Source organism: Kitasatospora sp. NPDC090308 (assembly GCF_044769485.1).
In the GTDB taxonomy this organism is placed as follows: domain Bacteria; phylum Actinomycetota; class Actinomycetes; order Streptomycetales; family Streptomycetaceae; genus Kitasatospora; species Kitasatospora fiedleri.
On record NZ_JBIVXY010000005.1, the window covers coordinates 307,718 to 330,041 of the forward strand.

Here is a 22,324-nt window from a genome sequence, read left to right on the forward strand (position 1 = left end):
CCGGGGCCGGGCGGACGCCAGGGGGTCACCCGGGCTGCTGGGTGCCGTTCGTCGGCGCGGGTGCCTGCTGCGGCTGGTACTGGTGCTGGTGGACGCCGCCGTTGACCTTGCCCTGGATCGTGATGCCGCTGAACGTGCCGCCGTTGATCACGTTGTGCAGGGTGTCGCCGCTCAGCGCGGCCTCGGCCCGGCCGTGCCAGCGCTCCAGCGCCACCAGCTCGGCCTCGCCGCTGCTGGCCGAGGCGGCCACCGCGTGCTGGAACGGCCGGCGGACCAGTGCGGTCAGCCCGTTCCGGCCCTGCTTGCCGAACTCCCCGCCCGCGTCGGGCGGCTTGCCACACTACACTCCGCGATGTGCCCCTCACCTGCGATCCGCCGACGTCGTCCCGACCGTGACGGCCACCGATCCGCGCGCCGCGCTCGGCCCGTACTTCGCCGTCCGCACCGACGCGTCCCCGCCGCCCGGCTTCCGGCCGCTGCCCGAACTGTCCGCAGCAGACGGCCCGTTGGCGGCGCGGATCGCCGAGGTGGGCCGGGTGCTGGGGACGGGCGAGCCGCGGGTGGCGGCGTCGACGGCGCACCTGGGGCTGGCGGCGCGGCTGTGGTCGGTGGCGCTCGGGGCGGCGCTGGCGACGGGGCGGGTGCCGGAGCTGGGCGGGGCGTGGTTCGCGCTGCCGCCGCAGGGGCCGTTCGACCTGTGGCTGCCGTCCGCGCCCGGCCGGGAGGCCACCGCCGAGGCGCTGGAGGCGACGGTGCTGACGGGCCGACTGGCGCCGCTCGCGGGGGCCGTGCGCGCCGTCACCCCGCTCGCCCCGGGACTGCTCGCGGGCAACGCCGCCTCCGCGCTGGTCGGTGCGGCCCGCCAGGCGGCGACCGTCCCGGCCTTCCGCGCCCCGGCCGCCGCGCTGGCCCGCGCCCTGCTGGCCCGCCCGGCGCTCGCGGCCACCGGGACGGTCTCCCCGCCCGGGCGTCCGCTGGCCTTCCGTCGGGCCTCGTGCTGCCTGTACTACCGCACCCCGTCCGGCGGCCTCTGCGGCGACTGCGTGTTCACCCGGGCGCCCCGCCGCTGAGCCCCGCTCCGGGCGGGCCGGGCCCGTGAACCCGGGATCGGCGGGTAGCAGGCAGGGTGAGGGCAGTGGGTGACGCATCGCACGAGGGGGCGGCGGGGCAGTGGCGGGGGAAGCGGCCGGGGCAGGGACAGGGGTGGCGGAGCCGGGCGGCAACCGGCGCGGTCGGCGTTCGAAGGAGGAGATCCTCGACGCGACGGCCCGCGTGATGGCCCTGCGGGGCTACGCCGCCACCACCATCTCGACCATCACCGCCGAGACCGGGCTGCCCCGGAGCGCGATCTACCACCACTTCCGTTCCAAGGGCGGCCTGCTCTCCGCCGTGATGGCGCGCGGCGCCCGCGACTTCTTCGCCGCCATGCGCACCGCCCACCGCGATCCCCCCGAGGGCGGCAGCCACCGCGAGCGGATGGCCTGGTACCTGGACCGGACCGCCGAAGTCCTCGCCGCCCAGCCCGACTTCATGCGGCTGCACTTCCTGCTGCTGCTGAGCGACGAGGCCACCGAGGCCGAGGTCGCGGAGATGAACCGGCGGGTGCGCGACGAGGCCCGCGCCCACATCCGGGCGATGATCTCCGCCGTCTTCGCCGACCAGGGCCCCGAGACCGCCCGGGCGGTCGCCGAGGAACTCGACCACTTCAGCCTCGCCGGCTTCGACGGCGCCTTCCTCACCTCCCAGGCCGACCCGGAACGCACCGTCGCCACCCAGACGGCCCGCCTCGCCGACGCCCTCGTCGCCCTCGGCGAGGCGTCCGCCGCGCGCCGCAAGGGGCTTCCGCTGCAGTTGAGTTGACCCTCCGTCGGGGTGTTCGGGCGGTCAGGGGTGGCGGCGGTCGGCGAGCTGGGCGGCGAGGACGGCCGGGGCCTGGGCGAGCGAGGGGCCGTACCAGGTGAGGTGGCGGCCGTCGAGGAGGGCGTACGGGAGGCCCGGGAAGGCGTCCGGCCCGTCGGTGGCGGTGAAGCGGTAGGGCTCGTCCGGCAGGAGCAGCAACTCTGGCTCCAGGGCGTGGAGTTCGGCGAGCGGGAGGCGCGGGTAGCGGTCGGGGGCGCCGGGGCGGTCGGGGTCGTCGGCCGGGAGCAGGTCGACGCCGAGGCGGCGGAGCAGATCGGTGGCGAAGGTGTCCCGGCCGAGGACCATCCAGGGGCGGCGCCAGATCGGGGCGACGGCCCGCACGGCGCGGGCGGGCGGCTCGAAGGACCATGCCTGCCGGGCGGCCACCAGCCAGTCGGGGCTGGGGAGTTGGAGGACGTCCACGAGCAGCCGGTGGAGCGAGGCGAGGGCCTGGTCGAGGTCGCGGACGCGGGTGGTCCACACCGGGAGTCCGGCGGCGCGCAGCGCGGCCAGGTCGGGGGCGCGGTTCTCCTCCTCGTTGGCGATCACCAGGTCGGGGCGGAGCGCGCAGATCGCCTCCACCGAGGGGTTCTTGGTGCCGCCGATCCGGGCGACGTCCAGCCCGGCAGGGTGGGTGCACCAGTCGGTGGCGCCGACCAGCAGGCCGGGGGCGCTGACGGCGACGGCCTCGGTGAGCGAGGGGACGAGGGAGACCACCCGCCGGAGCCCGGGCGGCAGCCGTACGTCGTCGCCCTCGTCGTCCGTCAACCGCCGCGCCGCGTCCATGCGGGACACGCTACTGAATTCGGCGGCCAATGACGCATTTTTCACGAATTCGGAATGTCCGGGCGCCCGGATTTTCCCGACATCACGCCGGAATCGGATTCGCCCGCCGCCACCACCGCGTGGAGAACCCCGCGAACCCCGGGTGTACGGAACGGGAACAGGCCGGGCGCATTTCCGGTTCGGGGCCACGGTTCGGGCCTGCGATTCGGGGACGACCGCTGCACGGCCGCCCGAGCCGCGGTTGCATCCGGTGCCCGGGTACGGGTTTACCGTCGAAGGCGTCCCCGCTCGGGGACCTGGTGGCGGGAGCGGGCGAGATGAGCGGGAGGGGTGGTCCGGACCGGGTGCCGGCCTCGTGCGCGCTGCCCGTGGCGGAGCGGCCGCTGCGGGCGGCGGAGTGGGACGCGCTGTTCGCCGAACGGCTGGAGCGGGTCTCGCGGCCGGAGCCGTTGCGGCTGCGCCTGGTTTGCGCGGCGGCGAGGGCGTCGAGGAGCGGGAGCTGGCCGGACGGGAGGGCGGCTGCTGCTCGTTCTTCGTCTTCGACGTCGCGGCCGACGGGGGCGCGGTGGTGCTCGGCATCGCGGTCGGCGCGGCGCACGCGGCGGTCCTGGCGGCGCTGGAGCGCCGGGTGGCGGCGGCCGGGAGGGCGCGGTGAGCGGACCCGCGCAGGTCGCCCGGGCGGCCGGGGTGAACGCCCGGACCCTGCGCTCCCACGAGCGCCGCGGCCTGCTGCCGGAGCCCGACCGCTCCCCGGGCGGCCACCGCCGTTACGACGGGCGGGCCGTGACCGTGCTGCGGGTCGTCAAGGCCGCCCAGCGCCTCGGCTTCTCCCTGGAGGAGGTCGCCGAGCTGCTGGAGACCGGCCGCCACCGCCACGGCCGTCCCGTTCCCGGGCTCCAGGAGCGCGCCCGGCGCAAGCCGACCGAGGTCGAGCGGAGGATCGCCGACCCGGCCGCCGTCCGCGGAGTCCTCACCGCGGCCCTGGACGCCGGTTGCGACGACCTCACCCGGTGCGCCGGGACCCCGGGCTGCCCTGTTCCCTTCACCGGCCCCGCCACGGCGGACGGCGCGCCCCGGTAGTGCCCGGCAGTGCCCCGGGGCAGCCGCTGCGGGGCGGCCGCCGCGAGGTCAGAGCCAGTCGTTCCGGACGGCCTGGGCCCCCGCCTGGAAGCGGCTCTCGGCGCCCAGCCGGTTCATCAGGTCCTGCATCATCCGGCGCACCGTCCGCAGGGACAGGCCCAGCTTGCGGCCGGCGGACTCGTCGGTGTGGCCGTGGCCCAGCAGTTCCAGCAGGGCGCGCTCGGACCCGGTGAGGTCCTGGCCGTCGCGGGGGGCGGGCTGCCCGAAGTCGGTTCCGCTGCGCCAGAGTTCGTCGAACAGCGCGCACAGCGGCTGGATCAGGGCCGCCCCGTGCAGCTCCAGCGCGCCGCGGCGGCCGTCACTGGGGTCGATCGGCACCAGGGCGATGCTGCGGTCGACGATCACCAGCCGGATCGGCAGGAGCGGCACGGTGCGCGTCAGGCCGCCCAACTCGGCCAACCACCGGGCATATCGCAGGGTGTCGGGGTCGTTGCGGAAGCTGTCCTGGAAGATGCTGCGAATGACCACTCCGCGTTCCAGCGCCAGCTGATTGGGGTGCTTGCCGGCCTGGATGGAATCGGGACGAACTGCTCCCCCCCGCATCAGGGAGAGGCATTCCCGGGTCGCGGTCGCCGCGAGTTCCTCCAGGCGGTCGCGGACGGCGTCGAGGGATTCCAGCCGCAGGACCTGCTCGTCGTCGGGCCGCCGGTCGACGTACTCGGCGGAGAGGGCGGCGATCTCGGACCGGGCGCTCTCCAACTGCTGCTGGCGGAACAGCAGTTGATTCTGGTTTCGGGCGAGTAGCCTGGTCAGACCGACCTCCGGGCTGACGGCCCGTAGCGCGTGGGAGCCGCCCGCGGGCCGAAGCAGCGTCAGTTCCAGCAGCTCGTCCAGTGCTTCACGCACCTGTGCCTCCGTCAGGCGCAGGCTCGTGGCGATCCGCTCGACCCCCGCGTCCGGCTCGGCCAGCAGGGCCCTGTAGACGCCCTCCGTCAGGGCGTTCAATCCCAGTACTTGCAACACCGCGACACCCTCCCCGTATCGATGATCATCATCGGTGCACGGCGGCCGGGGACGCAATGCTTTCGCAGGCGAAATGATCTGGCACTTAGATGCCGAGTGACTTGATGCCACTTCTGTAGTCGTGACATCGCCTTCCGTAGGCGGCAAGCTCTTCCTCGTCAGCGGAAAACGCCGCAAAAACCGGGACGAGTTCCGCGAACCACTCACTGACACAGCAACCACTCACGGGTACAGCATGGGTACGAAACAGGAGAGAACAGTCGTGGCTCACTCGATACGCATCGTATGCACCGGTCTGATCGCCGCATTCACCGTCGGTCTGGTCTCCGTCGCCGCGGACGGCCTCGCCGCCGATCACTCGGCCGTCCGACACTCCGTCACCGCCTCGGGCTTCGACTGGGATTCCGCTCCTGCTTCACCCCCCGCACAGAGTTGACCGGACCTCGTGCAGTTGGTCGCGGTGACTCTCGTCCGTTCCGATCCGGCGCCCTCGCAACTGACGGCTGAAGCGGTCACCGACCTGATCTGGGTCCACAGCCGGCACGAAGACCGAGTGGAACACATCCGCACCCGCGTCGACCTCAACTGCTACCGCATCGCCGCCGCGATCATCGCGGACACCCCGGACGCGGCGACCATGAACCTGCGCCACGTCTGCGAACGCGCTCTGCAGCAAGCGCCGGCCCTGCGCGGCTGGTGCCTCGCCCTCACCTGAGCCTCCGCCGAGAGCTCGACCGGGGCCTCCACCGAGAGCCCCACCGAGAGCCCCACCGAGGGCCACACCCGGACTTCCACGCAGACCTCCAGGGACCGAGCCCGCGGCTCTCCCGGCCGCACGAGGCCGTCCCGCCCGGAGGTCGAGCACCACCTGCCCGCCGCCGCCGTCCGAACACCTCGGCCCGGCCCGGCACATGACGTCCAGTCGGGAAGAGACGACCCCGACCGCGACAGCCCCCGATGGCCGACGCAGCGGTCGTCCCAGGCTCCCTCGGCCCCGCCCGCCGGTCTCCGCACGCCCCGAGCGGCCCGGCCCGCCCCCGGCGGAACCCGCTCCGGCGCCCCGGCGACGGCCGAGACACCTCCTCCCTTCCCCTTTCCCGAAAGAAGGCTCCTCGCCATGCGCGTCCTCGCCAAGATCGCCACCGCCGCGGCCATCGCCGTGCCGATGCTCGTCGCCATCCCCGGAGCGGCCAACGCCGCGGCCACCCCGTCCGGTTGTTCCAGCGTCACCCAGATCGGCAGCACCGCCTACCTCAACGTCGGCGGACAGACGATGGCGTCGGTGAAGCAGTACAAGGGCTGCGGGAAGAACTACTCCTACCTGTACGTGTGGGAGGGCTACCGCAACACCCACAGCAGCTGGGACGTGTGCACGGCCATCGTCACCGGCGGCGGGCACGACGTCCAGGACCCCCGGTGCGGCCACAACTCCGTGGAGCTGTGGTCCTTCGGTGCCGCGACCCTGGCGGAGTGCACCCAGGGCCTGGGCTGGACGGGCTACGGCCCCATCCCCTACCCCAACGACGGCGACATCGCGGTCAAGACCGACGTCCGCTGCTGACCGTCCCACCCGCGGCGACCGCCGTGGCACCGGCTCCCGGAACACCGGCGACCGTGACGGCCGTGACGGTCGCAACAGTCCTGACAGCCGTGACGACCGCACCGGCCGGCCGCACCGACCAACGGTGCCGCTGAGCGCCGCCCCGGCCGGGAGCCCCTTCGACTGAACCCCCGCCCGCCCGCTGCCCGCTGCCCGACACCGGGACGGGAGTAGGGCCGGGGTCGAGATCCATCCTCCACCGAACCAGAAGGAACCATCGCATGGCATCCGCCATCAAGACCCGCAAGACCGCCGCCCGACTGCTCACGGCCGCCGCCGTCCTGAGCGGCCTGGTGCTGAGCGCCGCCCAGGCCAACGCGGCGACCCCGACGCCCCGTACCGAGGCGGCGGCGGCCACCGCGCTGCCGACGGTGAACATGGAGGCCACCGTGCTGGCCGCCCAGATCGACCCCCGGCGCGCCGACAACACGCTGACCCCGGGCGCCAAGGACTCGGTCCTGGCCGTCGAGCGGGCCCTGCAGGCCCGCGGCCTCCTCGACGCCAAGTGGGTGGACGGCTACTTCGGCACCACCACCATCACCGCCTACGCCGCCTACCAGCGCTCCCTCGGCTACACCGGCCTGGCCGCCAACGGTCTGCCCGGCACCACCTCCCTCACCACGCTCGGGCAGGGCCGGTACACCGTCACCCAGCAGATCGGCCCCGGCGCCCACGTGCAGCGGAACGGCTACACCATCGACACCCGCACCCAGAACATGCTGACCGAAGCCGAACGCCTCCTGGGCTACAAGCTCACCCTGGACCAGGGCTCCTACAACCCCGGCGGCGACCCCACCTCGGCCGGCACCCACGACGGCGGCGGTGTCGTGGACATCAACGTCGACGGCATGACCAGCGCCACCCGCACCGCCGTCGCCAAGGCCCTGCGCCAGGTCGGGTTCGCCGCCTGGGTCCGCAACCCCAACCAGGGCGACTGGCCGTGGCACATCCACGCCGCCGCGATCAACGACACCGACCTGTCCACGCAGGCCCAGAACCAGACCGGTGACTACTACCTCGGCCTCAACGGCCTGGCCAACCACGCCGCCGACGACGGCCCCCACGTCCCGATCCAGACCTGGGAGGAGTACCAGCGCACGCACTGACCGCGCGGTACCTCCCGAGCACGACCCACGCACGACCCGAGGCACGGCCCGAGCACGACCGGGGCACGGCCCGAGCACGACCGAAGCACGACCGAAGCACGACCCGATCGCCCGTCAGCGCCCGTTGACGGCACGTCACCGAGAGAGAAGACCGTGAAGAACATACGCAACATGATCACCGTCGCCGGCACCGCCCTGGCGCTGGCCGTCCCGCTGATCGCCACCACCTCCGCGCCCGCCTTCGCCGCGTCCCGCGACGGATCCTGCGGCTCCGGAGAGTTCTGCTACTACTACAACAGCGACGAGGCTGGCTCGGTCTCCGACTTCACCGGCTCCCTCAGCAACTACGGGGACAGCCAGCCGGACTGCTACGAGTTCAAGGGGTCCGGCGCCGGCCAGGGTCTCTGCGTCAAGAACAACGCCGCATCGGTGTGGAACCGCAGCAGCCAGACCGTCCGCGTCTACTACAACAGCGGCTACGCCGGCTCCTACCAGGACTTCGCCCCCGGTGCCAAGGGCAACCTCAACTCCACCCTGAAGAACAACGACGCCTCCCACAAGTTCCTCAGCAGCTCCAGCAACGACAACGAGAGCCCCACCAACGACTTCGACGGCGGCACCCGCGGCTTCGCCGCCAAGAACTGCACCGCCTTCGCGGCCTTCCGCATCGCGGACCGCCTCGGCATCCCGAACTTCAGCAACTCCTACGGCGGCACCACCTGGGGCAACGCCAGCACCTGGGACGACGCCGCCCGCCGCCTCGGCATCAGCGTCAACACCACCCCGACCGTCGGCGCCATCGCCGTGAACGACACCCACGGGGCCTACGGCCACGTCGCCTACGTCAACGCGGTGTACTCCGACGGCTCCTTCGACGTGGAGGAGTACAACTGGAACAACCCGCTCGCCTACGGCACCCGCAGCCACCTCAAGGTCAGCAGCGCGGAGTCGTCCTTCCAGCACATGATCCACTTCTAAACCGCCACCGACCGGCCCCCGGCAGCACCGGGCCGATCCGGTGAGCGCGCGGCCCACGGCGGTGTGACGAACTCCGCCGGAGCCGCAGCGGTACGTGTCGAAGCCCCGTCGGGCAGGTGACCCTTCCAGGTCGCCTCCGTCCGACGGGGCTTCGACGTGCGGTCGACGTGCGGTCGGCGTGCGGTCGGCGGGCCGCCGACGGACCGACGGCGGGCCGACGGCTCGCCGACCGCTGCCGCGGTGCCGCAACGCCGAGGCGCGGGTGGCTACTTCAGGTAGGGGCCGTCGGTGCCGACCTTGCCCGGGGCAGCGTTCCTGCCGCCCAGGTCGAGGACGTAGACCCGCAGGTTGCCCTTGCCGGGGGCGGGCACGGACAGGGTGCCGTCGGTGACGGTGCGGACGGCCCCGGAGACGGCGTCCCGGTACGTGCCGTTGGGGACGCCGGTGAAGGTGGCGGCGTCGGTGACGGTGACCAGGGCGAAGGAGTCGACCCCGGCGGCGGCGTCGGTGTAGCGGCGCTTGAAGGACATCCCGCCGGTGACGCCCTCGGTGGAGTACTGCCCCATCTGCAGGGCGGGGATCGCCCGGCGGATCTGGTTGAGCCGCTGCACCTGCTTGACCAGCGGCTGCTGGAGCGTGGCGGCGACGGCGCCGCTCGCGCCGGAGACGACGGAGAAGTCGGGGGCGGTGACGCTGCCCTCGACGTGGTCGCCGTAGTACGCGCGGCCGGTGGTGGCGAGCGGGCAGGACGGGCCGCAGTCGATCTGCTTCCCGGCCTGGAACTCGATCTCGGAGCCGTAGTACAGGGTGGGGATGCCGCGGAAGGTCCACATCAGCGCCATGTTCTCGGCCCAGGCGTCGGTGCCGCCGGTGTAGCGCACAGCGGACTTGTTGGGCCCGTAGTCGTGGCTGTCGACGTAGACCACGTTGTAGGTGGCGTCGTTGGTGGAGTCGTCGGAGTCCTTGCCGTTGTTGTACGCGTTGTGCGCGTCGCCGAAGTTCATGTGCATCCGCATGTCGATGATGTTCATGCCGGAGAACTTCGAGTGGTCGGGCGCGTGGTAGGCGTTGCCGTCCAGGAAGGCGTTGGCGGACGTCGGCTGGTTGCCGGTGCCGAGCTGCTCCTCGTAGGTGTACTGGTCGAGCGCGGCCTGCGCGTCGTCGGCGGTGTAGTCCTTGCGCTCCTTCCAGGTGTAGAACTGCGCGGAGTGGTTGACCGAGCCGCGGTTCCACTTGTCGTTGACGAACGCGGCGACCTCGCCGAAGACGAAGAAGTTCTGCGCCTTGGCCGGCCCCCAGTCCCGGGTGACGCGCTGCTGGATGGCGGGCAGGAAGCGCCGGTTCCAGGTGACGCGCGGGACGTGCACGGCGGTGTCGACCCGGAAGCCGTCCACGCCCATGTCGATGTACTTGTCGTAGGCGCCGATCAGGTAGTTCTGGACGTCGGCGTCCTCGGTGTTGAAGTCGGCCAGGTCGTCGGCCAGCCAGCAGGAGCGCGAGTCCTCGCCCTCCCAATTGCCTATCCAGCAGGTGTGATAGTAGGTTGACGGGAACATGCCAGAGGTCGGACTCGGCCACTGGCAGTTGTAGATGGTGTAGCCCTCGGGGCTCTTGTACTGGGTCGGGGTGCCCCAGCCGACGCAGGTCTGGCCGCTGGGCTGGGTGGTCGACCACAGGTCGCCGTTGTAGTACGACTTGCCGCTCTTCGGCTCGACGGTCAGGCCGTCGTACTCGAAGCCGGGCTGCTTCTCGTCGTAGTACCAGGACCACTGCGCGTCCCGGACGCCGTACACGGTCGGCACGTACAGGCCCTTGGCGCCCCAGCGGGAGCTGTGGTTGTAGACCACGTCCTGGTAGACCTTGATGCCCTTGGCGTGGGCGGCGTTGATCAGGTCCTGGTAGGAGGCCCCGGCCGACTCCAGCCGCGGGTCGACCCGGTAGAAGTCGTAGCCGTGGTAGCCGTGGTAGTCGTAGTCGGAGCGGTTGAGCACCACCGGGGTGATCCAGATCGCCGAGAAGCCCAGGCCCTTGACGTAGTCGAGCTTCTGCACCAGCCCCTTGAAGTCGCCGCGGAACATCGGGTCGCCGTTGGCCGCGTTGCCGGACTTCACGTCCTGGTTGCCGCCCCGGTCGTTGGACGGGTCACCGTCGTAGAAGCGGGCGGTGAGCACAAAGTAGATCGGGTCCTTGCGCGGGTCGGTGCCGATCATCTCGCCGGGCCGGGCGGCCGGCGGGGCCTCCCCGGTGGTGGCGACCGCGGCGGCGGAGGCGGCGGAGACGTTCCCGGCCGCGTCCAGCGCCTTGACGGTGTAGGTGTAGACGGTGCGCGGCTCCAGGCCGCTGTCCGCGTACACCGTCGAGCCGACGTTGACCACCGAGGTGCCCTTGGTGCCACCGCTACGGGTGACCCGGTAGCCCGTTACACCCACATTGTCGGTGGCCGGTTCCCAGGTCAGCACGACGGAGGTGTCGGTCGCGGCGGCGGCCACGCCGCTCGGCGCGCTCGGCGCGGTGGTGTCGGGGACGACGGCCGCGCACGGGTCGGCGGCGTTCGCGGTGACCTTGCCGTTCTGCACGGTGCTGACGCCCGACGGGAGGACGTAGTTGACGCCGTTGTTGTTGTCCCAGGTGCCGTTGCCGTTGTTGAACGTCGCCGCCAGGGTGGCCGCACCGCCCAGGTCGACGGTGCGCCTGTACCAGCCGGGACAGGCGAGCGTCATCCCGACACCCGGCACCGCCGTCCACGCCCCGCCCGCCGGGGCGTAGTGCAGGTTGACGACGCTCCAGCCGACCACGGCCGTCGAGTAGAACACGGTGGCGCTCTTCCCGACGGGCGGGCTGCTGCTCGCGGACGGGGACGGGGACGCGGACGCGGACGGGGAGGTACTGGTGGACGGACTCGGGCTCGGGCTCGGGCTCGGGCTCGCGGTCCCGGCGGAGCACGGCGCGGTGCTGCCGACGACGCCGTCCTTGACCGTCACCACGCCCGTCCCGAGGGCGTAGTTCCTGCCGCCGTTGTTGTCCCAGCTGCCGGAGCCGTCGGTGAACGTCGCCTGCAATCCGGCGGCGCTGCCCAGGTCGACGGTCCTCTTCACCCAGTCCGTGCAGGCCGCCTCCATCGCCACGCCCGGCACGGCGGTCCACGTCCCACCGTTCGGGGCGTAGTGCAGGTCGTAGGCCGACCAGTTGCGGGACTTGGTGAAGTAGTAGACGGTCGCGCTCGCGCCGGTGCCACCCTGTCCGCCCGGGCTCGGACTCGGGCTCGAACTCGGGTTTCCGGTACCGCCGTTGTCGTCTCCGCACGGGTCGCTGTGGGCGATCACGCCGTCCTTGACCACCACGGCGCCGGTGCCCAGGGCGTAGTTCTTGCCGCCGTTGCTGTCCCAGGTGCCGGAGCCGTCGGTGAACGTCGCCTGCAACCCGGTGGCGCTGCCCAGGTCGACGGTCCTCTTCACCCAGTCCGTGCAGGCCGCCTCCATCGCCACGCCCGGCACGGCGGTCCAGGCACCGCCGTCCGGGGCCCAGTGCAGCTTGTACGCCGACCAGTTGCTGGTCCTGGTGTAGTAGAAGACGGTGGCGGTGTTGCCGCCGACCGCCGCGGTGCCGGCCGCCGCGCTCGCGGCGGCGCCGAGTGGGGCCGTGGACAGCAGACCGGCGGTGAGCGCCGCTACCGCGGTGAGGACGACGGCGATGGGGCGCCGTCGGTGCCGTGCTCGTCTGATCAAGGGAGTGCCCCTCGTACGGGGCCGCAGGCGGTGGGGAACTGCCTTGCGGCAGGGGGTGGGTGGGGGAACTTGCGCAAGAACCTGCAAGAACTTCCAGGAGGTTACTGAGACATGACCGGCCTGTAAAGACTTCTTGACCTCCCCACTGCCGGGCATTCCGCCGAGAATCCACCCCACTCGCCGAAAATTCTTTCCGCAACCACCAGTGGGGACAGTGGAACTGACGCTCCGTCAACTCGCCACCATCAGAAGCCCCTTCGGCTCCCGCAGCGCGCGGGTCACGACCACCGCCACCGCCACCGCGCCGGTGAGGGCCGCGCAGCCGAGCAGCGAGGCCCGGACGCCGACCGCCCCGGCGAGCGCGCCCCAGACGGGGTTGGCCGCGGTGAGGGCCGCGCTCTGGACGAGCGCGAGCAGCGCCTGCACCCGCCCGAGGTGGGTCGTGGGCGCACCGGACAGCACGAGCGGGCCCAGGTGGCAGGCGAAGACGCTGGAACCGGCCCCGACCAGCACCGCGGCCGCCCCGGCCTGGGCCGGGGCGGGGGCCAGGGCGAGCGCGGCGGTGCCGAGGGCGGCGATCCCCAGCCCGAGGACGACGCCGCGCCCGGCCCGGCGGAGCACCCCGTACCGGGCGGCGGCCAGCGAGACGCCCAGCACGCCGAGCGCCTGTCCCCCGGCCGACAGCCCCACGGCGCCCGCGCCCCAGGCGTGCGCCCGGACCAGCAGCGGTCCGAGCAGCCCGACCACCGGCAGCACCCCGGCCGCCGCGACCGCGGCCACCGGCAGCGCGACCCGCAGCGTCCGGTCCCGCCGCACCACCCGCAGACCGTCCGCCAGTCCCGCCACCAGGCCGTCCCCGCTCCGTCCGACCTCCTCCCCCTCCTCCTCCCGCAGCCCCACCCGCAGCCGCAGCGTCACCGCGAGGACCGCGAGGAAGGTCACCGCGTCGGCGACCGCCGCCCCCGCCAGGCCGACGCCCCCGACCAGCAGCGCGCCGACCGGAGCGCCGAGCAGCACCGCCACCTGGCCCCCGGCCTGACGCAGCGCCAGCGCCCGGGACAGCTGGGCGGGGGTGACCAGCAGCCGCGGCAGCGCACCGCTCGCGGGGAGCTGGAAGGCGTCGACGGTGCCGATCAGCAGCGCGAACCCGATCAGCGTCCACCGGCCGCCACCCGCCGTCCGGTCCACCACCGCCAACGCCAGGACGACGACCACCATCGCCGCGTCCGCGAGCAGCGCCACCCGCCGGGGCCCGTACCGGTCGACCACCGCCCCGCCGAGCAGCAACAGGACGGTGCGCGGCACGGTGACCGCGGCCAGCACCAGCCCGGCGGCCGACCCGCCGTAGCCGGCACCGGCCCAACCGAGGGCGGCGGCGAGGGCGGCGTCCCCGACGGCGGAGACCCGGGTGCCCGCGAGCCACCACAGGTACGCCCGGGGCAGCCCGGCGGCATCGGTATCGGTGTCGGTGTCGGTATCGGTATCGGTATCGGTATCGGCAGTGCTGGTTCCCATGGCGGCCGACGCTAGGAACCTCGACCCGCTCGAAGGCAAATCCCGTCCCCGCGTGCCGTCGGTCCACCAGCGGGGTCGGGCCTCCACACTGGCGGGATGTGCCACTACTGCGGGTGCCGCGAGATCCCGCTGATCAAGGACTTCATCCGGGAGCACGAGGCGGCCACCGACCTGACCGGGGAGATCGCCCGCCTACTGGAGTCGGACGACCCGATCTCGGCGGGAGCACTGCTGGCACCGCTGGCCGCCGAACTCGCCGCGCACTGGCGGGGCGAGGAGGACGGCCTGTTCCGAGTGATGCGCACGGACCCGGAGTTCACGGCGTACATCGACGCCCTGGAGACCGAGCACCGCGCCCTCGCGGACCTCCTCGCCACCACCGACCTCGCCCGCCCCGCCGACCGTTCCGCCCTGCTGACCGCCTTCGCCGAGTTGCACGCCCACATCGCCAAGGAGGAGGACGGGCTCTTCCCCGCCTCCCTGATCGCCCTGACCGCCGCCGACTGGAACACCTCGATGGCCGCCTGGCGGGCCGCCCACCCCGACCGCCGCCCCTCCCCACCGGGCTGACCCGACCTCGCGGGCACCCGGCGCGACACCCCCGGTCAGCGGGTCCGGTGGTGCGGTGCCGGACCTCGGCGCCCGGCGCACCACCCCGGCGCGCGTCCACCTGCCGAGTATCCGGGTGGATACGCAGTGTCACTACGTGCCCGTATGATCTCTGCCGGTGGCACCGTCCAGGGGAGATCAGTGAGCGAGCAGATCAGCGTGGACCCGGCCGAGTTGAGGGCTTCGGCCGCCGCCTCGCGGAGCATCGGTGAGGAGTTGCGGCGGCCGGTCGCCGCGGCGACCGGTGCCAGCCGGGCGACCGGCGGGGAGCTGGCGGGGTGGTCGGTGGGCGCGGAGTTGCAGCGCCTCGCGAACGGGTGGGCGCCGCCGCTCGGCGGGCTGGCGGAGCGGCTGGCCGCCACGGCCGCGGCCCTGGAGGCCAGTGCGCAGGGGCACGAGTGGAACGACGACCGGATCGCCGGGACGTGGCGGAAGCCGGGGGCGCGGTGAGCGGCGACTTCGCGCTGCTCCGGCGTTTCGACCCCGGCGGCCTCCGGGATGCGGCCGAGGGCTGGCGTCGGCTGTCCGCCGCGGCGGAGGACGCCAACGGCCGGCACCGGCACCGGGTCAACGGGCCGCTGCGGGCGCACTGGCAGGGCAGGGACGCGGACAGCGCGTTCTTCACGATGGAGTCCACCGAGCAGGAGCTGGAGGTCGTCCGGGTGGAGGCCGAGTCGGTGGCGCTGGTGCTGGACACCGTCGCCGACCGGATGGACCAGGCCAGGACGAACCTGTCGAACGCGCTCCGGCGGGCCGACGAGTGGAACCTCCCGGTGGCCGACGACGGCACGGTCGGCCTCCCGCCGCAGGCCGCGTCGGACCGCCACGACCCGGACGCCCGCGACGAGCGGCAACGCCGGACCCTGCTGCGCGCGCAGCTCCAGGGCCGCATCGACACCGCACTCGACACCGCCCGCGAGGCCAGCGACCAGGGCGCCCGCGCGCTCGGACGGCTCGGCGCGGACATCCTCACGCGGCCCCGGGTGTTCGGGGCCGCGAGCGAATCGGCCAAGGACGTCCGGGACGTCGCCGCGGACCTCGCCCTCGCCGCCCCGTACCTCCCGGCGAACGAGGACCCCGCACGGGCCGCCCGGTGGTGGAGGTCGCTGACGCCCGAACAGCAGCAGCGCCTCCTCGCCCTGCACCCCGAGGAGCTCGGCCGCCTCGACGGCCTCCCCGCCACCGTGCGGGACCGGGCCAACCGCCTCGTCCTGGAGCAGCGGCTCGACGCCCTGAAGGCCGGCGACGCCAGGGGCTCGGGGCTGACGGCCGACGAGTACGGCCGGCGCGAGACCGCCCTCCGCGTACTGAAGGAGACGCTCGACCGGCGGGACGGATCTGACGAACAGCACCGGCTGTTCCTGCTGGGCCTGGACCCGCGGGGCGACGGCAGGGCCATCGTGTCCACCGGCGATCCGGACACCGCCGACCACACCGCCGTCCTGGTGCCCGGCACCGGCACGACCGTCAAGGAGATGCCCGGTCAGATCGACCGGATCAGCAGGTTGCAGGACGCGGCGGAGGAGGCGGCTGCCCCGGGGCAGAGGATCGCGGTGGTGTCCTGGCTCGGCTACGACGCGCCCGAGGTGAGCGGCAGCGTCCTCACCCGCGGCCGTGCCGAGGACGGCGCCGAGGACATGCGTCGCTTCACCAGCGGCCTGCGCGTCTCCGCAGGAGACCACCGCAGCCACCTGACCGTCATCGGCCACAGCTACGGCACCACCGCCGTCGGAGCCGCCGCAGCCGGGGGCCAGGGCCTACAGGCGGACGACATCGTCGCCATCGCCAGCCCCGGCATGACCACCGGCACCGCCTCCGACCTCCACATCGATCCCGACCATTTCTGGGCCGGAACCGCAGCCGACGACAACATCAGCCTCGCCACCGGTCTGACCCTCGGCCCCGACCCAACCCTCGGTGTCTTCGACGGGAACACCCTCGCCATCGACACCTCCGGCCACAGCGGCTACTGGGATCCCCACAGCGAGAGCCTGGCCAACCAAGGGAAGATCATCGCCGGTCGGCCGCCGAATACCGTCGACAACCACCGCGGCGAGCCCGATGCCCTCGTGCCCGGCCTGTGACACCCGAACGCCGCCCGGACAGAGACCTTCCGATGCACCGATCGAGCACACCTCCCGGACACCGCGTGCCAACCCGCGCCGCTGTCGTCCTGGCCCTGTCACTCCTCCTGGGAGCCTGCGTGAACAGCCCCGATCCGAACGAACCGCTGCCTGTCATGGCCAAGAGTGAAGCCGAGGCATGGGCCCAGCACCTGACCCGGTACCTGGCCCAGACCGCCGATGTCGCCCTGACTCCGGACAGCGTCAAGCCCTACTTCAGCACCTGCGAGGGCAGGAACGGCGAAGTCGCCGCCGACGGCCGATACACCCTCGCCTACCACGCAACGGGCGTCGTCCCCCGGACTCAACATCCCGATGCCGTCCGCAAGATCAGGTCCGCTCTCGAGAAGGACGGCTTCACCGTCACCGGCTACCGCGAAACAGTGCAGGACCGGCCCGACGTGCTCCTGTACGCCAGGCACACCGAAGGGCGCTACTTCATCGACGTCAGCACCGGCGGGGGCACCGACCGGCTCACCTTCACCGTCAACACCCGCTGCCTCATGCCGCCTCCCGCCCCCTGACCGTCGCGCACCGGGTCACTCCAGGGGGTCGCGGACCACCTCGGGCAGGTGGAGGACGGCCTGGAGGGCGATGTAGAGCTCGGCGGAGTCGAGGCGGCGTTCGGTGGAGCGGCCGGAGAGCTGTTCGATGCGGCGCAGGCGGTAGCGGACGGTGTTGGGGTGGCAGTGGAGGAGTTTGGCGGCCTTGTCGGCGGAGCCGTCGACGGCGAACCAGGTGGAGAGGGTGGTGAGGAGTTGGTCGCGCTGGCCGTCGGGGAGCGCCGTGACGTGGCCGAGCACCTGGTTGCCGATCCGGGAGGCGGTGGAGGGTGCGCTGGCGACCAGCATGGGGAGCGGGTTGGCGTCGAAGAGGGTGACCGTCTCGTCGGGGCGGGCGGAGCTGGCGAGGGCGACCTGGGCGAGGTGGAGGGCCTGCGGGGTCTGGTCGAGACGGGTGTAGCAGGGGCTGACGCCGGCCCGGCGGACGGTCTGGCCGCGCAGGGTGTCGACCAGCAGGTCGATCGCGGCGGCGGCGCGCATCGAGACGATGCCGATGTGGGCGTCGGGGGTGAGCCGCCAGGCGGAGCCCATGTCGTGGGCGCGCAGGGTGGGTTCGATGTCGGGGAGGGCCTGCCGGGCGAGGCCGGGGGCGTGGGCGACAACCACGGCGAAGGTGCCGTCGTATGGGAGGGTGAGCATGTCGGCGGCTTCCAGGACGGAGCCGGGGTTGCCCATGCCGCCGCGCAGCACCACGTCGACGAGGGCGGAGCGCTCCTGGTCGCGGCGGACCATCAGCAGGGCGGTGGTCTCGTTGAAGGCGTTCATCATGGCGGTGGTCGACTCCTCGTTGAACCGCCAGACGTCGGTGGCCATCTGCACCAACTCCTCGCTGGTGGCGAGGCCGTGGCGCTGCGACTCGGCGGCCATGGTCTCCCAGAGGTGGGCGAAGCCGACCCGGAACGCGGACTGCACGGTGGCCGACGGGACGCCCTGCTCGGCGCGCAGCCGCCCGGTGCGGCGGGGGGCCTCCAGGCTGAGGCCGTCCTCGTGGGCGAGCCGGCGCAGGGTGAACTCGATGTTGCTGCGGACGGATTCGGCGAGGTCCCCGGCGGGCAGCGGTCCGGCGCTGCGGTAGACGGTCATGGCGCCGCGGATCCGGCGGACCGTCTCCTCGGTGAGCGCGGTGAGTCGGTTCAGCAGGTGGCCGGCCAGTCGCGCGGCCGAGTCGGGCGGCGCGTCGGTGAGTCGGGTGCCCATGCGGTGAGCCTAGGCGGCGCGCGGTGGCGTGCGGTGGCGCGTCCGGTGGGTGCGGAGGCGCGCCGGGCGGCCGGGGGCGGCGTGGGGTGCCGGGACGGGCTGCGGCCGGACGGGCGTTCCCCGGGTGAGGGCGGGGGCGGGTGTTGACGCGGCGTCAGGCCGTTGGCGGAGCGTTTTGTCGCGGCCCACAGGCCGGGCCGGGCCGCGGCTGTCCGTCCGGACAGCGTTGGTGCCGGCGGGGCCCGGGGCGCGCCGGGCGGCTCTAGTCTGCTGCCCAGACCGGCCCGGACCCGCCGGGCCGGACCGAGTGGAGAGGGCACCCGTGATGGAGAGCCCCGCCGAGCTGCGCCTCGACCTGGTGATGGACCTGCTGCTGTCGCCGGAGGAGGTCTTCCCGGTTCCGGCGCGGCTGGTGTACCGCACCGACGACCCGTACGCGGTGCACGTCGCCTTCCACGTCGACTCGGCGCAGCCGATCGGCTGGTTCTTCGCCCGGGACCTGCTGGCGCAGGGGCTGCTGCGGCCCACCGGGCTGGGCGACGTACGGGTCTGGCCGGCCTCGGTGGACGGGCGGCGGACGGTCGCCCTGATGCTCTGCTCCCCGGAGGGCGACGCCTTCCTCCAGGCTCCCGCCGCCCGGGTGGCGGCCTGGGTGCGGCACACGCTGCACCTGGTCCCGCCGGGCGGGGCGGCCGAGCGCGACCGGGTGGACCGGGCGCTGGACGCCCTGTTCGCGGCGAACGCGGCGAACAGGGCGGGCGGCGCGGGCGGGGCGTTCGAGCCCGGCTGCTGAGGCCGGGCCGGGGGCGCGGCCAGCGGCTCTCAGCGGGCCAGCCGCCCCAGCAGCGCGGAGGCCGCGGTGATGCCGGCGCCGGTGGCCAGGGCGAGTACGCCGAAGTCGAGGGCGAGGTGGGACGGGGTGCCGATGAGCAGGCCGCGCAGGGCGTCGACCTGGTAGCTGAGCGGGTTGGCCCGGCTGACGGCCTGGAGCCAGCCGGGCATCAGGTCGACGGGGTAGAGCGCGTTGGAGCCGAAGAACAGCGGCATGGTGATGGCCTGTCCGATGCCCATCAGCCGGTCGCGGGTGAGCACGATGCCCGCGATGGTCATCGACAGGCAGGAGAAGAAGGCCGAGCCGAGCACCACCGCGACCGCGACGCCCAGCAGCCGCAGCGGGTTGGCGGTCATGCCGACGCCGAGCACCGCGGCCAGCACCACCACCACGGCGGCCTGGATCACCGCCTTCACCCCGGCGGCGAACGCCTTGCCGGTGACCAGCGCGGCCCGCGGGGTCGGGGTGACCAGCAGTTTGGTGAGCACCCCGGAGTCCCGCTCCCAGATGATCATGATGCCGTAGAAGATCGCGATGAACATCGCGGACTGCGCGATGATGCCGGGCGCCAGGTAGTCCAGGTACGGGATGCCGCCGGTCGGGATCGCCTTCAGCCGGGTGAAGGTCTCCCCGAAGATCAGCAGCCACAGGGCGGGCTGGACCGCCCGGGTGTACAGCTCGGTGCGGTCGTGCCGCAGCTTCTGCAGCTCGACGGTGCACATCGCGACGACCCGGGCCGGGACCACCCGCCAGCCCGTGCGGGCCTTCGGCGGTACCAGCAACAGGCCCAACTCGGGCCCGGCGGACGGGCGGTGCTCAGCCGACTCGGCTTGCGGTGCGGCGGGTGCGGCGGACATCCGAGAACTCCCCTTCCTTGGCGTCGTCGGTCAGCGCGCGCCCGGAGAAGTGCCGGAACACGTCGTCCAGGGTGGGCGCCTGCTGGGCCGGGTCCTCGGCCCGGACCCGGGCCTTGAGCTCCTCGGGGGTGCCGAGCGCGCGGATCCGGCCGCGGTCCATCAGGGCGATCCGGTCGCAGTGCCGGTCCGCCTCGTCCATGTAGTGGGTGGTGACCAGCACCGTCATGCCGGTGGCGCGGCGGACCGCGTCCACCCGCTCCCAGACGCCGGCCCGGGCGATCGGGTCCAGTCCGATGGTGGGCTCGTCCAGCACCAGCAGCCGGGGCGCGCTGACCAGGGCCTGGGCCAGTTCGAGCCGGCGCACCATGCCGCCGGAGTAGGTGCCGGCCATCCGGTCGGCGGCCTCGGTCAGGTCGACGGCGGCCAGCGCCTGGGCGACCCGTTCGGCGCGCTCGGCGCGGGAGACGTCGAAGACCCGGGCGAACAGGGCGACGTTCTCCCGCCCGGTCAGCCCGGAGTCCGCGGACAGCGCCTGCGGGACGTAGCCGAGCAGGCGCCGCACCCCGGTGCGTTCGGCGGCGCAGTCGTGGCCGAACACCCGCACCATGCCGCGGGACGTCGGCAGCAGGGTGGTGATCGCCCGGATCGTGGTGGTCTTGCCCGCGCCGTTCGGCCCGAGCAGCCCGAACACCTCGCCGGGGCGCACCGTCAGGTCGACGCCGTCCACCGCCCGGGTGACCGGGCCCTTCCCCCGGCCGTGGTGGAAGCTGTACACCAACTCCCGGCACTCGACGGCCGGTTGGTCCTGTTCGCTCATGCCTCCGCACTCCCCTCTCCGGCCGCCCTGGCCCGCAGGCCGGCCGCGACCGCGCGCAGGGCGGGCACCGCGGCCGCCAGGGCCGCCCGCTCCGCCTCGTCGAGTTCCGCCACCACTTCGCCGACCAGTTCGGCCCGCCGGACCCGCCAGGCGGCCAGCCGCTCGACCGCCTCGTCGGTGACGTACAGCAGCGCCGCCCGCCGGTCCGCCGGGTCGGTCTCACGGCGCAGCAGACCCTGTCCGACCAGCTGGTTGACCAGCGTGGACACCGAGTTGCCGGCCAGGAACAGCTCCTCGGCCGCCTCCGAGACCCGCGTCCCGGGCGTGTCCGCCACCAGGCGCAGCAGTTCGACCTGGGCGCCGCGCAGCCGCGGCACGGCCAGCCCCGCCCGCAGCTGGCGGCGGATCAGCCGCTGGATGCCGACCAGGAGGACGGAGAGCTCCTCCGCCTCCGCCGCCGTTCCGGTCTCGGCACCGTTCGGCACCGCCCGTTCACCGGGTTCCGGGCCCTTCGCCAGGTGTTCGCTCACCCTTCGATTTTAGCTCTGAATGAGAGGTATCGGTCGAGGGGTGTCCGGTAAAGAGTTCCGCAAGCTTCCGGGAACGCCGCGCCGGAACGCCGCACCGGAGCACCGGAGCAGCGCGCCGGAACGCCGTCGGGCCGGGCCGCGTTGCGCACGCGGACCGGCCCGGCGGAAGGGGTGGAACAGGCGGGGTGGAACGGGCGGGGTGGGACGGGAAGCGGGCTCAGCAGTCGTCGAACGCGGTGCACACCGCGCCGCCCAGCGGGTTCAGCACCGCGTCGTCGGAGCCCCCGGACCAGGCGGTCTTCGGGTGGCCGCCCTTGGGCAGCTGGGCGTGCAGGGTCAGTTCGGCGAGCGAGCCGTCCTTCGCCGTCAGGTACTCGCGCACCTCGGTGCTGCCGCCGCCCGACTGCGGCACCGTCAGGGTGGCGGCCACCGACGCCCCGTCCTCGACGGTGACCTTGACGGTGGCGCCCGGCACGGTGGAGGCGCAGCCCTTCAGCCCCTCCGTGACGCCGGTGAGCAGGGCGTACGCGCTCTGCGCCGCGGCGCTGCTCTTCGCGGACGAGCCGAAGCTGGCGATCGTCTCGTCGGCCGACCAGTCCCCGGCGGCGCCGCCCAGTGCGGCGGTCTCCACGATCGGCACCTCGGCGAAGGAGTCGTCGCGCGGGATCTTGCAGAGTTCCTCGATCCGCAGCCTGCCCTTCTCGCCGAGCACCTTCGCCGGGCCCGCCTTCCAGTGCAGCGCGGAGTTCAGCGGCACGGACTTCGGGTCGATCCACACCCCGGCGGGCAGCCGGCCGGCCTTCCCGGGGGTGGCCTCGGGCGCGGCCGGGGTCTTGGACGCGGCGGGGGACTTGGCGCCGTCGGCGGACGGCGCGGCGGAGGCGGCCGTGGCGGTGGACGCGGTGCCGGGCGCGGCGGAGGCGGCGGAGTCACCGGTGTCGGTGCCCTCCGGGTCGCACGCCGACAGGAAGGCGACGGCGGACAGGCAGGCCACCGTGGCGGCGGCGAGGCGGAGCGAACGCACGGATGTATCCCTGGGGAGTTCGAGGACGGTGGAGAGAGGAAGGGGGAACGGGCCCGGCCG

The 22,324-nt window shown here is 73.4% G+C and carries 23 protein-coding genes; 13 read left to right on the top strand and 10 right to left on the bottom strand.

Annotated elements, in window-relative coordinates; all coding sequences use genetic code 11:
• Nucleotides 1-25: 25 nt before the first annotated feature.
• Nucleotides 26-250, bottom strand: a complete 225-nt coding sequence (locus tag ACIQVD_RS14580) for a hypothetical protein (protein WP_402289103.1) — start codon at nucleotides 248-250, stop codon at nucleotides 26-28.
• A gap of 142 nt (nucleotides 251-392) precedes the next feature.
• Between ACIQVD_RS14580 and ACIQVD_RS14585 the strand changes: the two genes are divergently transcribed.
• Both ACIQVD_RS14585 and ACIQVD_RS14590 read left to right on the top strand, forming a co-directional pair.
• Nucleotides 393-1,070 carry a (2Fe-2S)-binding protein gene (locus ACIQVD_RS14585; RefSeq protein ID WP_400686258.1) on the top strand — a complete coding sequence of 226 codons (678 nt, stop codon included), beginning with the start codon at nucleotides 393-395 and terminating at the stop codon, nucleotides 1,068-1,070.
• Nucleotides 1,071-1,203: 133 nt separating this feature from the next.
• A complete protein-coding gene (locus ACIQVD_RS14590) occupies nucleotides 1,204-1,860 on the top strand; it encodes a TetR/AcrR family transcriptional regulator (RefSeq protein ID WP_402289106.1) in 657 nt (218 codons plus the stop codon).
• A 24-nt stretch (nucleotides 1,861-1,884) separates the two neighbouring features.
• Here ACIQVD_RS14590 and ACIQVD_RS14595 read toward each other — a convergent pair whose 3' ends face one another.
• Nucleotides 1,885-2,685, bottom strand: coding sequence for a helical backbone metal receptor (locus ACIQVD_RS14595; protein WP_402289109.1), 801 nt, complete (start codon nucleotides 2,683-2,685; stop codon nucleotides 1,885-1,887).
• Nucleotides 2,686-3,151: 466 nt separating this feature from the next.
• Here ACIQVD_RS14595 and ACIQVD_RS14600 point away from each other — a divergent pair, with 466 nt between their 5' ends.
• Both ACIQVD_RS14600 and ACIQVD_RS14605 read left to right on the top strand, forming a co-directional pair.
• Nucleotides 3,152-3,340 (top strand): hypothetical protein, encoded by a 189-nt coding sequence (locus tag ACIQVD_RS14600; RefSeq protein WP_402289111.1) that lies wholly within the window; start codon nucleotides 3,152-3,154, stop codon nucleotides 3,338-3,340.
• Nucleotides 3,337-3,765, top strand: a complete 429-nt coding sequence (locus tag ACIQVD_RS14605) for a MerR family transcriptional regulator (protein WP_402289114.1) — start codon at nucleotides 3,337-3,339, stop codon at nucleotides 3,763-3,765. The genes ACIQVD_RS14600 and ACIQVD_RS14605 overlap by 4 nt, the downstream gene beginning before the upstream one ends.
• A gap of 48 nt (nucleotides 3,766-3,813) precedes the next feature.
• On the opposite strand, the gene ACIQVD_RS14610 is transcribed toward ACIQVD_RS14605, so the two are convergent.
• Nucleotides 3,814-4,788: a LuxR family transcriptional regulator gene (locus ACIQVD_RS14610; protein ID WP_402289117.1), complete on the bottom strand. Its 975-nt coding sequence runs from the start codon at nucleotides 4,786-4,788 to the stop codon at nucleotides 3,814-3,816.
• A 553-nt stretch (nucleotides 4,789-5,341) separates the two neighbouring features.
• Here ACIQVD_RS14610 and ACIQVD_RS14615 point away from each other — a divergent pair.
• The 4 genes from ACIQVD_RS14615 (at nucleotide 5,342) to ACIQVD_RS14630 (ending at nucleotide 8,472) form a co-directional block, all read left to right on the top strand.
• Nucleotides 5,342-5,503 (top strand): hypothetical protein, encoded by a 162-nt coding sequence (locus ACIQVD_RS14615; RefSeq protein ID WP_158585356.1) that lies wholly within the window; start codon nucleotides 5,342-5,344, stop codon nucleotides 5,501-5,503.
• A gap of 402 nt (nucleotides 5,504-5,905) precedes the next feature.
• On the top strand, nucleotides 5,906-6,349 hold the full coding sequence (locus tag ACIQVD_RS14620) for a hypothetical protein (RefSeq protein ID WP_400686274.1): 444 nt from the start codon (nucleotides 5,906-5,908) through the stop codon (nucleotides 6,347-6,349).
• Nucleotides 6,350-6,609: 260 nt separating this feature from the next.
• Entirely contained in the window at nucleotides 6,610-7,494 is an 885-nt protein-coding gene (locus tag ACIQVD_RS14625) for a peptidoglycan-binding protein (RefSeq protein WP_400686277.1), read from the top strand.
• A 153-nt stretch (nucleotides 7,495-7,647) separates the two neighbouring features.
• A complete protein-coding gene (locus tag ACIQVD_RS14630; RefSeq protein ID WP_146616408.1) occupies nucleotides 7,648-8,472 on the top strand; it encodes a CHAP domain-containing protein in 825 nt (274 codons plus the stop codon).
• Between the two features lie 266 nt (nucleotides 8,473-8,738).
• On the opposite strand, the gene ACIQVD_RS14635 is transcribed toward ACIQVD_RS14630, so the two are convergent.
• Together ACIQVD_RS14635 and ACIQVD_RS14640 are read right to left on the bottom strand one after the other, a co-directional pair.
• Nucleotides 8,739-12,197 (bottom strand): carbohydrate binding domain-containing protein, encoded by a 3,459-nt coding sequence (locus ACIQVD_RS14635; RefSeq protein WP_402289122.1) that lies wholly within the window; start codon nucleotides 12,195-12,197, stop codon nucleotides 8,739-8,741.
• Nucleotides 12,198-12,428: 231 nt separating this feature from the next.
• Nucleotides 12,429-13,712: an MFS transporter gene (locus tag ACIQVD_RS14640; protein WP_402289124.1), complete on the bottom strand. Its 1,284-nt coding sequence runs from the start codon at nucleotides 13,710-13,712 to the stop codon at nucleotides 12,429-12,431.
• A 96-nt stretch (nucleotides 13,713-13,808) separates the two neighbouring features.
• Here ACIQVD_RS14640 and ACIQVD_RS14645 point away from each other — a divergent pair, with 96 nt between their 5' ends.
• From ACIQVD_RS14645 to ACIQVD_RS14660, 4 genes are all read left to right on the top strand, one after another.
• Entirely contained in the window at nucleotides 13,809-14,282 is a 474-nt protein-coding gene (locus tag ACIQVD_RS14645) for a hemerythrin domain-containing protein (RefSeq protein ID WP_400686286.1), read from the top strand.
• A gap of 180 nt (nucleotides 14,283-14,462) precedes the next feature.
• Nucleotides 14,463-14,771 carry a hypothetical protein gene (locus tag ACIQVD_RS14650; protein WP_400686289.1) on the top strand — a complete coding sequence of 103 codons (309 nt, stop codon included), beginning with the start codon at nucleotides 14,463-14,465 and terminating at the stop codon, nucleotides 14,769-14,771.
• Nucleotides 14,747-16,405: an alpha/beta hydrolase gene (locus ACIQVD_RS14655; protein ID WP_402289127.1), complete on the top strand. Its 1,659-nt coding sequence runs from the start codon at nucleotides 14,747-14,749 to the stop codon at nucleotides 16,403-16,405. Before ACIQVD_RS14650 ends, ACIQVD_RS14655 begins: the two co-directional genes overlap by 25 nt.
• 119 nt (nucleotides 16,406-16,524) lie before the next feature.
• A complete protein-coding gene (locus tag ACIQVD_RS14660; RefSeq protein ID WP_402289130.1) occupies nucleotides 16,525-16,968 on the top strand; it encodes a hypothetical protein in 444 nt (147 codons plus the stop codon).
• Between the two features lie 15 nt (nucleotides 16,969-16,983).
• Here ACIQVD_RS14660 and ACIQVD_RS14665 read toward each other — a convergent pair whose 3' ends face one another.
• The gene (locus ACIQVD_RS14665; RefSeq protein WP_402289133.1) at nucleotides 16,984-18,204 is read right to left on the bottom strand and encodes a PucR family transcriptional regulator; all 1,221 of its coding nucleotides are present in this window, start codon (nucleotides 18,202-18,204) and stop codon (nucleotides 16,984-16,986) included.
• Nucleotides 18,205-18,529: 325 nt separating this feature from the next.
• On the opposite strand from ACIQVD_RS14665, the gene ACIQVD_RS14670 reads away from it, so the two are divergent.
• The gene (locus ACIQVD_RS14670; RefSeq protein WP_402289524.1) at nucleotides 18,530-18,997 is read left to right on the top strand and encodes an SsgA family sporulation/cell division regulator; all 468 of its coding nucleotides are present in this window, start codon (nucleotides 18,530-18,532) and stop codon (nucleotides 18,995-18,997) included.
• A gap of 29 nt (nucleotides 18,998-19,026) precedes the next feature.
• On the opposite strand, the gene ACIQVD_RS14675 is transcribed toward ACIQVD_RS14670, so the two are convergent.
• The 4 genes from ACIQVD_RS14675 to ACIQVD_RS14690 form a co-directional block, all read right to left on the bottom strand.
• The gene (locus tag ACIQVD_RS14675) at nucleotides 19,027-19,893 is read right to left on the bottom strand and encodes an ABC transporter permease (protein ID WP_111552544.1); all 867 of its coding nucleotides are present in this window, start codon (nucleotides 19,891-19,893) and stop codon (nucleotides 19,027-19,029) included.
• The gene (locus tag ACIQVD_RS14680; RefSeq protein WP_402289135.1) at nucleotides 19,853-20,710 is read right to left on the bottom strand and encodes an ATP-binding cassette domain-containing protein; all 858 of its coding nucleotides are present in this window, start codon (nucleotides 20,708-20,710) and stop codon (nucleotides 19,853-19,855) included. Before ACIQVD_RS14680 ends, ACIQVD_RS14675 begins: the two co-directional genes overlap by 41 nt.
• Nucleotides 20,707-21,195 (bottom strand): MarR family winged helix-turn-helix transcriptional regulator, encoded by a 489-nt coding sequence (locus ACIQVD_RS14685; RefSeq protein WP_402289526.1) that lies wholly within the window; start codon nucleotides 21,193-21,195, stop codon nucleotides 20,707-20,709. The genes ACIQVD_RS14680 and ACIQVD_RS14685 overlap by 4 nt, the downstream gene beginning before the upstream one ends.
• Nucleotides 21,196-21,457: 262 nt before the next feature.
• Nucleotides 21,458-22,264, bottom strand: coding sequence for a hypothetical protein (locus ACIQVD_RS14690; RefSeq protein ID WP_402289137.1), 807 nt, complete (start codon nucleotides 22,262-22,264; stop codon nucleotides 21,458-21,460).
• Between the last annotated feature and the right edge of the window lie 60 nt (nucleotides 22,265-22,324).